General features: G+C 54.4%; 10 protein-coding genes. 8 read left to right on the top strand and 2 right to left on the bottom strand.

The window, feature by feature from the left end; translation table 11 throughout:
* Entirely contained in the window at nucleotides 1–1,458 is a 1,458-nt protein-coding gene (gatA, locus tag FE848_RS09295) for an Asp-tRNA(Asn)/Glu-tRNA(Gln) amidotransferase subunit GatA (RefSeq protein WP_200202526.1), read from the top strand.
* Nucleotides 1,459–1,464: 6 nt separating this feature from the next.
* Entirely contained in the window at nucleotides 1,465–2,931 is a 1,467-nt protein-coding gene (gatB, locus tag FE848_RS09300; RefSeq protein ID WP_320159513.1) for an Asp-tRNA(Asn)/Glu-tRNA(Gln) amidotransferase subunit GatB, read from the top strand.
* Here gatB and FE848_RS09305 read toward each other — a convergent pair.
* Nucleotides 2,928–3,893 carry a LysR family transcriptional regulator gene (locus tag FE848_RS09305; RefSeq protein WP_200202528.1) on the bottom strand — a complete coding sequence of 322 codons (966 nt, stop codon included), beginning with the start codon at nucleotides 3,891–3,893 and terminating at the stop codon, nucleotides 2,928–2,930. The genes gatB and FE848_RS09305 overlap by 4 nt on opposite strands.
* Before the next feature lie 133 nt (nucleotides 3,894–4,026).
* Between FE848_RS09305 and FE848_RS09310 the strand changes: the two genes are divergently transcribed.
* From FE848_RS09310 to FE848_RS09320, 3 genes are read left to right on the top strand one after another with little or no spacing between them, the layout of a single operon-like run.
* The gene (locus FE848_RS09310) at nucleotides 4,027–5,442 is read left to right on the top strand and encodes an acetyl-CoA carboxylase biotin carboxylase subunit (RefSeq protein WP_200202529.1); all 1,416 of its coding nucleotides are present in this window, start codon (nucleotides 4,027–4,029) and stop codon (nucleotides 5,440–5,442) included.
* A gap of 17 nt (nucleotides 5,443–5,459) precedes the next feature.
* On the top strand, nucleotides 5,460–7,268 hold the full coding sequence (gene oadA, locus FE848_RS09315; RefSeq protein ID WP_200202530.1) for a sodium-extruding oxaloacetate decarboxylase subunit alpha: 1,809 nt from the start codon (nucleotides 5,460–5,462) through the stop codon (nucleotides 7,266–7,268).
* 18 nt (nucleotides 7,269–7,286) lie between these two features.
* Nucleotides 7,287–7,949, top strand: a complete 663-nt coding sequence (locus FE848_RS09320) for a carbonic anhydrase (protein WP_200202531.1) — start codon at nucleotides 7,287–7,289, stop codon at nucleotides 7,947–7,949.
* Nucleotides 7,950–8,008: 59 nt separating this feature from the next.
* On the opposite strand, the gene rimO is transcribed toward FE848_RS09320, so the two are convergent.
* The gene (gene rimO / locus FE848_RS09325) at nucleotides 8,009–9,352 is read right to left on the bottom strand and encodes a 30S ribosomal protein S12 methylthiotransferase RimO (protein ID WP_200202532.1); all 1,344 of its coding nucleotides are present in this window, start codon (nucleotides 9,350–9,352) and stop codon (nucleotides 8,009–8,011) included.
* 329 nt (nucleotides 9,353–9,681) lie between these two features.
* Between rimO and FE848_RS09330 the strand changes: the two genes are divergently transcribed.
* The 3 genes from FE848_RS09330 (at nucleotide 9,682) to cysN (ending at nucleotide 12,843) form a co-directional block, all read left to right on the top strand.
* On the top strand, nucleotides 9,682–10,092 hold the full coding sequence (locus tag FE848_RS09330; protein WP_200202533.1) for a PilZ domain-containing protein: 411 nt from the start codon (nucleotides 9,682–9,684) through the stop codon (nucleotides 10,090–10,092).
* 182 nt (nucleotides 10,093–10,274) lie between these two features.
* Entirely contained in the window at nucleotides 10,275–11,183 is a 909-nt protein-coding gene (cysD, locus tag FE848_RS09335) for a sulfate adenylyltransferase subunit CysD (RefSeq protein WP_200202534.1), read from the top strand.
* 1 nt (nucleotide 11,184) lies between these two features.
* Nucleotides 11,185–12,843, top strand: coding sequence for a sulfate adenylyltransferase subunit CysN (cysN, locus tag FE848_RS09340; RefSeq protein ID WP_200202535.1), 1,659 nt, complete (start codon nucleotides 11,185–11,187; stop codon nucleotides 12,841–12,843).
* The last annotated feature ends 84 nt before the right edge of the window (nucleotides 12,844–12,927 follow it).

Below are 12,927 nucleotides of genomic sequence, written 5' to 3' on the forward strand. Positions count from 1 at the left end.
ATGCATAATAAATCCGTAGCAGAGCTTTCCCGCGAGCTGGAAAGCGGCAAGATTTCAAGCGTGGAACTGACCCGTGAGTTCCTCGATCGCATTAAAGCCGAAGACAAGCAGTACAACAGTTTTATTACCGTAACCGAAGACCAGGCCCTAGCCGATGCCAAAACCGCTGACGAGCAGCGTGCAGCAGGCAAGGCCAGCGTTTGGACGGGGGTGCCCTTTGCCCACAAAGACATCTTCTGTACCAATGGTGTGGCAACGACAGCTGGCTCAAAAATGCTGGCCAACTTTGTGCCACCCTACGATGCAACAGTAACCGCAAACTTCCGCGCCGCCGGTGCTGTGTGCCTGGGCAAAACCAATATGGATGAGTTCGCCATGGGCTCCTCCAACGAATCCAGTTTTTTCGGCCCGGTAACCAACCCCTGGGGATTGAGCAGCGGCGACAAGCGCGTACCCGGTGGTTCTTCCGGTGGTTCCGCAGCAGCTATCGCCGCTCGTTTGGTGCCAGCAGCAACGGCTACAGATACCGGTGGATCTATTCGCCAACCGGCAGCCCTATGCGGTATTACAGGCTTGAAGCCCACCTACGGACGCGTGTCTCGCTACGGCATGATTGCCTTTGCCTCCAGCCTGGACCAGGGCGGCACCATGGCTCGCACGGCAGAAGACAACGCTTTGATGCTGAATGTGATGGCCGGGTTTGACCCGAAGGATTCAACATCGGTTGATCGTGCTGTGCCGGATTACACAGCCACTCTGAACGAGCCGCTGAAAGGCCTTCGCGTCGGTCTTCCCAAAGAGTACTTCTCCGACCAGTTGAGCCCCGCGATGGAGCAGCAGGTTCGCAATGCGGTGAAGGAATACGAAAAGCTGGGGGCCACCGTAAAAGAGGTGTCGCTGCCCCACGCCAAGCTGGCAATTGCTGCCTACTACGTTATTGCACCGGCAGAGGCCTCAGCCAACCTGTCCCGCTTTGATGGGGTGCGTTACGGCTATCGCTGCGAGAACCCGCAGGATCTGAACGATCTCTACACCCGCACCCGGGCTGAAGGTTTCGGGGACGAGGTGAAGCGCCGGATTCTGGTGGGTACCTATGCGCTTTCAGCCGGCTATTTTGATGCCTACTATCTCAAAGCCCAGAAGGTTCGCCGCCTGATTCAGCAGGATTTCATCAATGCCTTCAAAGAAGTGGATGTGCTGATGAGCCCGGTATCGCCCTCTCCTGCTTTTGTGCAGGGCGCGAACACAAACGATCCGGTGACCATGTACCTGGAAGATATCTTCACCATTGCCGTAAACCTTGCGGGTGTTCCAGCCATGTCGGTACCTGCGGGTTTCGTTGATGGCCTGCCTGTTGGCTTGCAGATTATCGGGAACTACTTTGAAGAGGCTCGCCTGCTGAATGCGGCCCATCAGTTCCAGCAAGTTACCGATTGGCACCAGAAGCTTCCCCAGTAAGCCCGAATCAGGAGAACGACTATGCAGTGGGATATTGTGATCGGGCTGGAAATTCATGTTCAGCTTGCCACCAAAACCAAGATTTTTTCCGGCTCCAGCACTGCGTTCGGTGCCGAGCCCAACACTCAGGCCAGCGCCGTTGATCTGGCTATGCCGGGCACCCTGCCCGTACCAAATGAGCAGGCGTTCCGTTATGCCGTGATGTTCGGTTTGGCGGTAAACGCAGAAATCGGCCGACGCTCTGTGTTCGATCGTAAAAACTATTTTTACCCGGATCTGCCCAAGGGGTATCAGACTACACAGCTGGACCACCCCATTGTCGGCCCCGGCTATGTGGATATTGATCTGGCAGATGGCAGCACCAAGCGTGTACGGATTCACCATGCGCATCTGGAAGAAGATGCTGGCAAATCTCTGCACGAAGACTTTCATGGCATGACGGGCATCGACCTGAACCGTGCCGGCACGCCTTTAATTGAGGTGGTGACCGAGCCGGATATGAACAGTGCGGAAGAAGCTGTGGCCTTCGCCAAGAAGCTGCACGGCCTGGTGTCTTCTCTGGGCATTTGTGACGGTGACATGAGCCAGGGTTCTCTGCGCTTTGATGTGAACATTTCACTCAAGCCAAAAGGCTCGAATGAACTGGGCACCCGCACGGAAACCAAGAACCTGAACTCTTTCCGTTTTATGGAGCAGGCCATTGCCCATGAAGTGGAGCGGCAGATGGATATTCTGGAAGACGGCGGCCGTATCATCCAGGAAACCCGACTGTACAACGGCGAACGTGGCGAATCCCGCTCCATGCGCAGCAAGGAAGAGGCCAATGACTACCGCTACTTCCCTTGCCCAGACCTGCTGCCTGTGGTTATCGACGATGATTTCATTGAGGGCGCCCGTAAGTTGTTGCCCGAGCTGCCAGACGAGCGCAAAGCGCGCTTCAAGGAGCAATACGGCCTCAACGATTACGATGCTCGCTTGCTTAGCGACGATGCGCGCATGGCGGCATTTTTTGAAGAAACCGCCAGCCATGGCAAAGATGCAAAGCTGGCCGCGAACTGGGTACTGGGTGAGTTTTCTGCGCGTTTGAATGCGGAAGACAAGACGGTTGTTCAGGCACCTATTACTGGTGCGCAGTTGGGCCAATTGGTGGCGCGGATTGCTGATAATACTGTGTCGTCGTCTGGTGCCAAGAAGGTGTTTGAGGCTCTGTGGAGTGGCAGTGGAGACAATGCCGATGCGGTTATTGAGGCTCAGGGGCTGAAGCAGGTTTCGGATACTGGCGCGCTGGAGGCGATGGTGGATGAGGTTCTGGCGGGGATGCCGGATCAGGTTGCTCAGTATCAGGAGGAAGGCGATCCGAAGAAGCAGAAGAAGATGCTGGGTGGCTTTATGGGGCCTTTAATGAAGGCTTCCAAAGGTCAGGGTAATCCTAAGCTGTTCAATGAGATTCTTGCTCGGAAGCTTGGCGGCTAATCCATTCGGGCCGGGACTTCTGCCCTGGCCCGAAACAACCGCTCGAACTGCGCAATATTCTGCTGAACGTAGTCAACAAACGCCTTCATAACGGGTGTTGGGTAACGTGCTTGCGGATAGACAAGACACCAGCTTCTGCGCAGCGGGAAATCGGTAATATCAAGCGCTGTCAAAGTGCCCAAGGCGAGTTCTGATAACACACTCAGTTTGGGTACAACCGCGACACCCAAGCCTGCCAGCACAGCGTGTTTAACCGCATCGTTGGAGCCTAGCTCCATCGCGGGCGCTATTTTCAGGTGGTGTTGTTGGCAATAGACTTCCAGTGCCAGTCGGCTGCCCGAGCCGGGTTCTCTGGTGAGGAGGTTGCTGTTCAGGAATGTCTCTGCGCTGACTGATTTTTGGTCGAGCAACGGGTGGCCGGCCGGGACTATGGGGATGAGTTCGTTGTCCAGAAATGGCAGTGAAGTTAGTGGGCGATCCTGGGGCACCATGCCCATGATTACCAGGTCGTCGTTATTTTGGTTTAACCGCTCTAAAGCTGTTGCGCGGTTGACTACGGCAACGGATATGTTCACCTGAGGGTTCAACTGCAAGAACGAACCTAACAGATAGGGCACCACGTACTGTGCGGTGCTCACCGCAACTAATCGCAAATCCCCTGCTACACGCCCTTCCAGAGCCGCCAGGCGGTTCTGCATGTCGGCAAGCTCGCCGAATACTAAACGCACGCAGGCGGCCATTTCTTCTCCAGCAGCTGTGCAATAGAGTTTGCGGCCTATGTATTCGAACATGGGCATGTTTAGTGCCTGCTCCAGGTGACGCACCTGACTGCTGACGGCTGGCTGGGTTAAACCCAGCAGGTCTCCTGCCTTGCTGTAGCTTTTCAAATCGTAGACGGCCTTGAACACCTGCAACTGCCTAAACGTCAGCCGGTTCGCCAGTTTCTGGATACTGAGCGGCATAAACCCTCCTTCATCGACTCTATCCATAAGTTATCTATTATACTTAAGCGAAATAATATCAATTTTTACTGATCAGTCATCCTCGTTATTCTTCCCCAACCTTCATTCGGGACGAAGCAATGAGGAACTTCCCATGCTGAAGAAAGTGTTAATCGCCAATCGTGGCGAGATTGCTGTCCGCATCGTGCGGGCCTGTGCAGAGATGGGGATACGGTCGGTGGCTATCTATACCGAACCGGATCGTTACGGCTTACATGTTAAGCGAGCCGATGAATCTTATTCTCTTGGTGACGATCCGCTGGCAGGCTATCTCGACCCGGCTCGCATCGTGAACCTGGCGATAGAAACCGGCTGTGACGCCATTCATCCGGGCTACGGCTTTTTGTCAGAAAATGCCAACTTTGCACGCCTGTGCGAGCAGAAAGGCGTGGCCTTTATTGGTCCGAAATCCAGCGTTATCCACGGCATGGGCGACAAAACCCAGGCCCGCGACAGCATGCGGGCCGCAGGGATACCAATTACTCCGGGCTCGGAAGGCAATCTTGACAGCCTTGAGGAAGCTCTGGAATTGGCCAACAACATCGGTTATCCGGTGATGCTGAAAGCCACATCGGGTGGCGGTGGCCGTGGCATTCGCCGGTGCGATTCATCGCAAGAGCTGAAAACCCAGTACCCGCGAGTCATTTCCGAGGCGACCAAGGCCTTCGGCTCGGCCGAAGTGTTTATGGAAAAGTGCATCGTGAATCCCCGCCACATTGAGGTGCAGATACTGGCAGACAGCCAGGGCGATGCCATCCATCTGTTTGAGCGGGACTGCTCGATACAACGTCGCAATCAGAAACTGATTGAGATCGCCCCCAGCCCACAGCTGACTCCGGAACAGCGCCAGTACATAGGCGATCTGGCGGTGCGCGCGGCGAAAGCCGTGAACTATGAGAACGCCGGCACGGTGGAGTTCCTGCTTACGGGCAACGAAGTCTACTTCATGGAAATGAATACCCGCGTGCAGGTGGAACACACCATTACTGAAGCCATTACCGGTGTGGACATTGTGCGGGAGCAACTGCGGATCGCTTCGGGCTTGCCTTTAAGCTATCGGCAGGAGGACATTCAGTTTCGGGGTTATGCGCTGCAGTTTCGCATTAATGCTGAAGACCCGAAGAACGACTTCTTGCCCAGCTTTGGCCGCATCACCCATTACTACGCCCCCGGCGGCCCGGGTGTGCGGGTGGATACCGCCATCTACACCGGCTACGAAATCCCGCCCTACTACGACTCCATGTGCCTGAAGCTGGTTGTGTGGGCACTGACCTGGGACGAGGTAATCGCACGGGGGAAACGCGCACTCGACGATATGCGCCTGCATGGCATCAAAACCACCGCCAATTACTACCAGCAGATTCTGGATCACCCGGATTTCCGCGCGGGCAAGTTCGACACCAGTTTCGTACCCAGCCATCCGGAACTGTTGAACTACTCCAAGAAACGCCACCCCAGTGCCGTGGCACTGGCGATTGCCGCCACCATCGCAGCCCATGCTGGCTGGTAATCCACAGGAGACTGAACATGAGCAACGCAAAAAAGATTGAAGTTACCGACGTAATCCTTCGTGATGCGCACCAATCCCTTATCGCCACCCGCATGCGCACTGCAGACATGCTGCCAATCTGCGACAAGCTGGATCAAGTAGGCTACTGGTCTTTGGAAGTCTGGGGCGGCGCCACCTTTGATGCCTGCGTGCGGTTCCTGAAAGAAGACCCATGGGAGCGCCTGCGCCAGCTGCGCAAGGCTTTACCAAATACCCGCCTGCAAATGCTCTTACGAGGCCAGAATCTTTTGGGATACCGGCATTATGCCGACGATGTGGTTGAGGCCTTTGTACAGAAAGCAGCAGACAATGGCATTGATGTGTTCCGGGTGTTTGATGCGCTGAATGATCTTCGCAACCTTGAAACCGCCATGAAAGCCGTGAAGAAAGCCGGCAAGCACGCCCAGGGAACCATTTGTTACACCACCAGCCCGGTACACACGCCTGCGCTGTTCGTGAAACAGGCGGAAGAACTCAAAGCCATGGGTGCTGACTCAATTGCCATTAAAGACATGGCGGGATTGCTGACCCCCTACGCGACGTTTGAACTGGTTAAGGCAATCAAATCTGCCGTTGACCTGCCATTAGTGGTTCACAGCCACTCTACTGCGGGGCTTGCCCCAATGTGTCAGCTCAAAGCGATCGAAGCCGGCGCCGACCGGATTGATACCGCCATTTCGGCGTTCGCCAGCGGCACCAGCCACCCGGCGACAGAGTCCCAAGTCGCAGCCCTGAAAGGCACAGAGTACGACACCGGCCTGGATCTGGAGAAGCTCAGCGAGATTGCCGATTACTTTCACGAAATCCGAAAGAAATATCACCAGTTCGAAAGCGAGTTCACCCGGGAAGATGTCTCGGTGCAGATCAACCAGGTTCCGGGCGGCATGATGTCTAACCTGGCCAATCAACTGAAGGAACAGAATGCTCTCGATAAGATCAACGAGGTATTCGATGAAATACCCAGGGTGCGCAAGGATCTCGGCTATCCGCCGTTGGTGACACCCACGTCCCAGATTGTTGGCACCCAGGCGGTTTATAACGTTCTGGCCGGGCAACGCTACAAAACCATCACCAACGAAGTAAAACGTTACCTGCAAGGTGGCTACGGCCAACCGCCCGCAGAGGTAAGTGCGGAGGTTCGCAACAAGGCCATTGGCAATGAAGCAGTCAATGATGGCCGGCCTGCTGACCTGATCGATCCTGAGCTGGATAAATTACGAGAGGACATTGGTAGTCTGGCCAGCTGCGAAGAAGATGTGCTCACATACGCCATGTTCCCGGACCTGGGCCGGGAGTTTTTGCAGCAGCGCAAGGACGGCACTCTCAAGCCGGAGGAGTTGCTGCCTGTTGAACAAACCGGACAAAGCCGGTTGGGCACAGGTGTTGCCACTGAGTTCCGCATCGACGTACATGGCGAAACCTACGAGGTTGCAGTCACCGGCGTTGGCACAACGGGGCCCGGCAAGCGCAAGCTATACTTGTCGCTGGATGGCATGCCAGAGGAAGTGGTGTTCGAACCCTTGAATGAATACGTGGCAGAGGCTGGTGGCAAAGGCCGCAAACGAGCTACCGATCCCGGCCACGTCAGTACAGCCATGCCTGGAAATGTTGTGGATGTGCTGGTGAAGGAAGGGGAATCTGTGACCGCTGGCCAGGCAGTTCTGATTACCGAAGCCATGAAAATGGAAACTGAAATTCATTCGAGTGTAGATGGCACCGTGCAGGCGGTTCACGTTAGCAAGGGCGACCGGGTCACTCCGGGTGAAGTACTCATCGAAATTGCCTGATCGGCATAAGGAGGCAACATGGATCACATTGTTCGCGGCGTACTGAACTTTCACAAAAACGTTTATCCGGAGCACAAAGACCTGTTTGGCGCTCTGGCCAACCACCAGAACCCAGACGTGCTGTTTGTAACCTGTTCGGACTCACGCATAGACCCGAATATGCTTACGGGCTCCCATCCGGGCGATCTGTTTATTTGTCGAAACGCCGGCAACGTTATCCCTCCGCACAGCAATGAAACCGGAAGTATGACGGCGTCCATCGAATACGCTGTTGCGGTTCTGGGTGTTCGCCACATTATTGTATGTGGCCACACAGACTGCGGCGCCATTAAAGGCGCCTTGGACATACCGGCCCTGAAAGGCTTGCCCCACGTCAAGGAGTGGCTGGGGCATTGCCGCTCAGCCATGGAGATCGTCCGTGAGCGGCACAACATTGGCACCGAGGAGTGTCTGGACAGCAAGTACCTTAACGAAGCCATTGAGGAAAACGTTCAGCAACAGGTACAGCACCTGCGCACACACCCGGTAGTGGCGGCAAAGCTGGCCACGGGTAAAATCGAAGTGCACGGCTGGGTATATGACATAAAATCAGGGAGCATTCGCTGCTGCGGTCGAGACAGCTTGGAATTCATGAGCTTCGATCAGTATTATGCGGATTATATCGCCAAGATCAGCGATTAATCGCCAACCACCATCAAAAAGGCCCCGAACATGTCGGGGCCTTTTTGATTTCGCTTAGTTCACACCAGAACTGCCCATAGATCATGCTCATCGGCATGTTCAACAAGTGCTTTCACTATCTGACCGGGTTTCAGGTCGGTTGCGTCGTTCAGATACACCATGCCATCAATCTCTGGGGCATCAGCCTTGGAGCGGCCAATAGCCCCCTCCTCATCTACCTCATCAATCAACACATCAATGGTGGTGCCAATCTTCGCCTGCAAACGTGCGGCTGATATTTCTGCCTGCTTTGTCATAAAACGGGCCAAACGCTCTTCTTTCACTTCCTCAGGCACCGCACCCTCAATCTCGTTGGCCTTGGCACCCTCTACCGCACTGTAAGTAAAGGCACCCACTCGATCCAGCTGCGCCTCATCCAGCCAATCCAGCAGGTACTGGAAGTCTTCTTCCGTCTCACCCGGGAAGCCCACAATAAAGGTGGAGCGGATGGTGAGTTCCGGGCAGATTTCCCGCCATTTGCGGATACGATCCAGGGTTTTGCTGTCGTGGGCCGGGCGCTTCATGGCCTTCAGCACTTTCGGGCTGGCGTGCTGGAAGGGAATATCCAGATACGGCAGAATCTTGCCTTCAGCCATCAGTGGGATGATGTCATCTACGTGCGGATATGGGTAAACATAATGCAGGCGCACCCAAACACCCATCTCCCCCAACGCTTCGCACAATGACTGCATTTTCGTTTTCAGCGGACGCCCCTGCCAGAAGCCGGTACGGTACTTGGTGTCTACACCATAGGCCGAAGTATCCTGGGATATCACCAGCAATTCTTTAACCCCAGCATCAACCAGTCGTTGAGCTTCATCCATCACATCGCCGATAGGCCGGCTCACCAGGTCGCCCCGCATGGATGGAATAATGCAGAAGGTGCAACGATGGTTGCAGCCTTCAGAAATCTTGAGATATGCATAGTGCCGTGGCGTCAGCTTGATGCCCTGGGGTGGAACCAGATCAGTAAACGGATCGTGCGCACGGGTCGGTGGTACATACTGATGCACTGCACCCACCACTTCCTCGTAGGCGTGAGGGCCAGAAACCGCCAGCACCCCCGGATGGGTTTCACGGATTTTTTCAGCTTCCACGCCCATGCAGCCGGTGACAATCACTTTGCCGTTTTCCTTGATGGCCTCACCTATGGCATCCAGGGATTCCTGTTTGGCCGCATCAATAAAGCCGCAGGTGTTAACCACAACAATATCCGCATCATTGTACGTGGGCACCACGTCGTAGCCATCCAGCCGAAGCTGGGTGAGTATGCGCTCGGAATCCACCAGGGCCTTGGGGCAACCCAGACTGATGAATCCAACTTTGCCGTTTCCGGCTACTGTGTTTTCGGCTTTTTCTGTCATAAATCGTTTCAGGAATCCTGGCACTCGGCGGCCGCACAGGAATGAGCGCCGGGAGTATGCAAGTGAATAGAGCCAGGAATTTTACACCAGTAAGGGGCTCTTCTGCAGCAAAAGCCGAGCGATCTGATAAGCGAAACAATTCTGATCTTATTCAAATTTGTGAACCCTTGTTCAGAAATAAATTAAAAATCTGCCACAATGTGCGACACTCAAGTTGCTGATCAGAAAATAAACAACTACAATTTTTGTAGGTTACACGTTGTTCTGAAACATTATTTGAACCCAAGCATACCCAGCAGTGCCACCACGAGCGGCTAATACGAGTGCCCATGAAAGCAGCCACAGTCAAACCAAACCTGCGCAACCAGCAACGTGTAGATGTTGAAAGTGACATCGTTATCGAGAAGCCGGATGGTTGCCAGCTCACCTGCAAAATCTCCAATCTGTCTCGCACAGGCGTTATGGTTTTTTGCAATCAGGAAGCTGCTGGCCAGCTGATACCACGCCTGAGAGCCCCCACCCCGGGAAACTGGATTGACGTGAAGGCCCGCTTTTCTGTGCCTGTTGTTGCAACCCAACCGGTATCGATTTTAGCCAAAGGGCATATTGTTCACCTGCGCAGAATGGCCCGAGATGAATTTCAGTTGGGCATTCAGTTTGCCGATTTCGAGGGGAACGGGTTTGACTACGTTGACAGGTATGTTCGGAAACTTCTGGCCGATACGCTAAAACCCGCCTGATCCAGAACAACTTTCCTGCCCTGGGCCGGAATCCAAACGATTGATCACAGCAGGACTCTTTGAAGCGCTATATTTCTATAACTTAAAACTCTAAGCGCAACACTTCTTATAGCCATATCGCCTCTGATATAGTTGCCATTCTATTAGCACGCCCTCAAGGCCCGCTGCGGCAACGGATTATCATGACCACATACAACCTTACGCATCTGAAACAACTGGAAGCGGAAAGCATCCACATCATCCGCGAAGTGGCTGCCGAGTTTGATAACCCGGTGATGCTCTACTCCATCGGCAAGGACTCCGCGGTAATGCTGCACCTCGCCCGCAAAGCCTTTTACCCCGGGAAAATGCCTTTCCCTTTGATGCATGTGGATACCACCTGGAAATTCCGGGACATGATTGATTTCCGGGAGCGCAAGGTAAAGGAATACGGCCTGGACCTGATCGTACATACCAATCAGGATGGCGTTGAACAGGGTATAGGGCCGTTTACCCACGGCAGTGCAAAGCATACCGATGTGATGAAAACCCAGGCCCTGAAGCAGGCTCTGAACAAATACGGATTTGATGCTGCCTTCGGTGGCGCTCGCCGGGATGAAGAGAAATCCCGCGCCAAAGAGCGGGTTTATTCCTTCCGGGACGAATACCACCGCTGGGACCCTAAAAACCAGCGCCCGGAACTCTGGAACACCTATAACGGCAAGGTGAACAAGGGCGAAAGCATCCGCGTATTCCCGCTGTCCAACTGGACTGAACTGGATATCTGGCAATACATCTATCTGGAAAACATTGAAATCGTCCCCCTCTACTACTCAGCCGTGCGCCCGGTTGTAGAGCGCGACGGCTCCCTGATCATGGTGGACGACGAACGCATGCCACTGAAAGAGGGCGAAAAGCCGATGATGAAGTCCATCCGCTTCCGCACTCTCGGGTGCTACCCGCTCACCGGCGCGATTGAATCTGAAGCAGATACATTGCCCGAAATTATTCAGGAGATGCTGTTGGCCACCAGCTCAGAACGTCAGGGCCGCGTGATTGATCACGATTCGGCAGGCTCCATGGAACAGAAAAAGCGCGAAGGGTACTTCTGACATGTCACATCAATCTGATCTTATTGCCGACGATATCCAGGCTTACCTGAAGCAGCACGAGAACAAGGAACTGTTGCGCCTGCTCACCTGCGGCAGCGTAGACGACGGCAAGAGCACCCTCATAGGCCGCTTGCTCCACGACACCAAAATGATCTACGAAGATCACATGGCCAGCCTGAAAACCGACAGTGCCAAAATGGGCACCACAGGCGAAAAGCTGGATCTTGCCCTGCTGGTGGATGGTTTGCAGGCCGAGCGCGAGCAAGGCATTACTATTGATGTTGCCTATCGCTATTTTTCTACCGATAAGCGCAAGTTCATCATTGCCGACACACCGGGGCACGAGCAGTACACCCGCAACATGGCCACCGGTGCATCTACCGCTCAAGTTGCCATTCTGATGATCGACGCCCGCCGTGGCGTGCTGACCCAGACACGCAGGCACTCTTTTATCGCCTCCCTGCTCGGCATCCGGCACATCGTTGTGGCAGTGAACAAGATGGATCTGGTGGATTTCAGTGAAGATCGTTTCAACGAAATCAGAGAGGACTATCTCTCGTTCGCCGCAAAGTTGGGACTGAAAGACATCCGATTTGTACCGATCTCGGCGCTGGAAGGCGATAACGTCGTCAACCGCAGCGAGAACACGCCCTGGTTCAACGGCCAGCCACTAATGGATATTCTGGAAACGGTAGAAGTAAACCGCGACAAGAACCTGGAGCACTTCCGGTTCCCCGTGCAATACGTCACCCGACCCAACCTCAACTTCCGTGGCTTCTGTGGCACCATCGCCTCAGGCGTGATTCGCCCGGGTGACAAAGTGATGGCCCTGCCCTCGCGGCGCACCAGTACCGTCAAGGAAGTTGTGACGTTTGATGGCAATCTGGAAGAAGCTTATATTGATCAGGCGGTTACGCTGACACTGACCGATGAAATTGATGTTAGCCGTGGCGACATGCTGGTAAAACCGGAAGACGAGCCGGAAGTGGGCAACCGTTTTAAGGCCAACATCGTGTGGATGGCGGATGCGCCTTTGCATACCGGTCGCCTGTACGACATCAAGTTGGGCCCAACCTTCACCTCCGGCACGGTTCGGAAGATTCACTATCAGACCGACGTGAACACGCTGGAACAGCACGCCAATCCTGCCCTGTTGCAGGTGAATGAAATTGGCCTGTGTGATCTCACCCTGAGTCAGCCCATCGCCTTTGACGCATACCAGCGTAATCACGCCACCGGCAGCTTTATTGTGATCGATCGGCTTACCAACGTGACAGTTGGTGCCGGCATGATTGATGGCTTGGCAGATACTGCAGGCACTCTTGAGCCCGTGAGCCCAGAGGAACGTGAACGCAGGCTTGCGCAAAAGCCGATGATTATCGGTTGCTCCGGTAAACAGGCCCATGCCCTTGCCTTGGCTGTTGAACGAGCGCTGTTCGACCAGGGAAAAACTTCGGTAATTTTGAGCGAAGACAATGCTGGTGATGCCGACGACCGTCGCCGCACAGCACAACTGCTAACTGCCTATGGACTGGTAGCGATTGCTGTGAATCTTGGCACTGACATCGCCAATGTTTCCATAGCAGCTGATAGCACTGACGAAGTTTCTGATGTCGCTGCATCACTAGTGCAGGAGTTGGTGCGCAACAAGCGGGTTTAAGGACAGGACTGGTTAAAAGGTGTTTGCCGTGGGGCGGGGTGTCTTTTCTTCTGGAAAAACAACTCGCTTCGCTCAGACATCTTT

The organism is Marinobacter sp. 1-3A (assembly GCF_016597775.1).
In the GTDB taxonomy this organism is placed as follows: domain Bacteria; phylum Pseudomonadota; class Gammaproteobacteria; order Pseudomonadales; family Oleiphilaceae; genus Marinobacter; species Marinobacter xiaoshiensis.

Excerpts from the sequence above, each read along its gene's own strand:
- cysD (WP_200202534.1), top strand. The coding sequence starts at position 10,275 with ATGACCACATACAACCTTACGCATCTGAAACAACTGGAAGCGGAAAGC.
- rimO (WP_200202532.1), bottom strand. The coding sequence starts at position 9,352 with ATGACAGAAAAAGCCGAAAACACAGTAGCCGGAAACGGCAAAGTTGGA.
- cysN (WP_200202535.1), top strand. The coding sequence starts at position 11,185 with ATGTCACATCAATCTGATCTTATTGCCGACGATATCCAGGCTTACCTG.
- FE848_RS09330 (WP_200202533.1), top strand. The coding sequence starts at position 9,682 with ATGAAAGCAGCCACAGTCAAACCAAACCTGCGCAACCAGCAACGTGTA.
- FE848_RS09305 (WP_200202528.1), bottom strand. The coding sequence starts at position 3,893 with ATGCCGCTCAGTATCCAGAAACTGGCGAACCGGCTGACGTTTAGGCAG.
- FE848_RS09310 (WP_200202529.1), top strand. The coding sequence starts at position 4,027 with ATGCTGAAGAAAGTGTTAATCGCCAATCGTGGCGAGATTGCTGTCCGC.
- gatA (WP_200202526.1), top strand. The coding sequence starts at position 1 with ATGCATAATAAATCCGTAGCAGAGCTTTCCCGCGAGCTGGAAAGCGGC.
- oadA (WP_200202530.1), top strand. The coding sequence starts at position 5,460 with ATGAGCAACGCAAAAAAGATTGAAGTTACCGACGTAATCCTTCGTGAT.
- FE848_RS09320 (WP_200202531.1), top strand. The coding sequence starts at position 7,287 with ATGGATCACATTGTTCGCGGCGTACTGAACTTTCACAAAAACGTTTAT.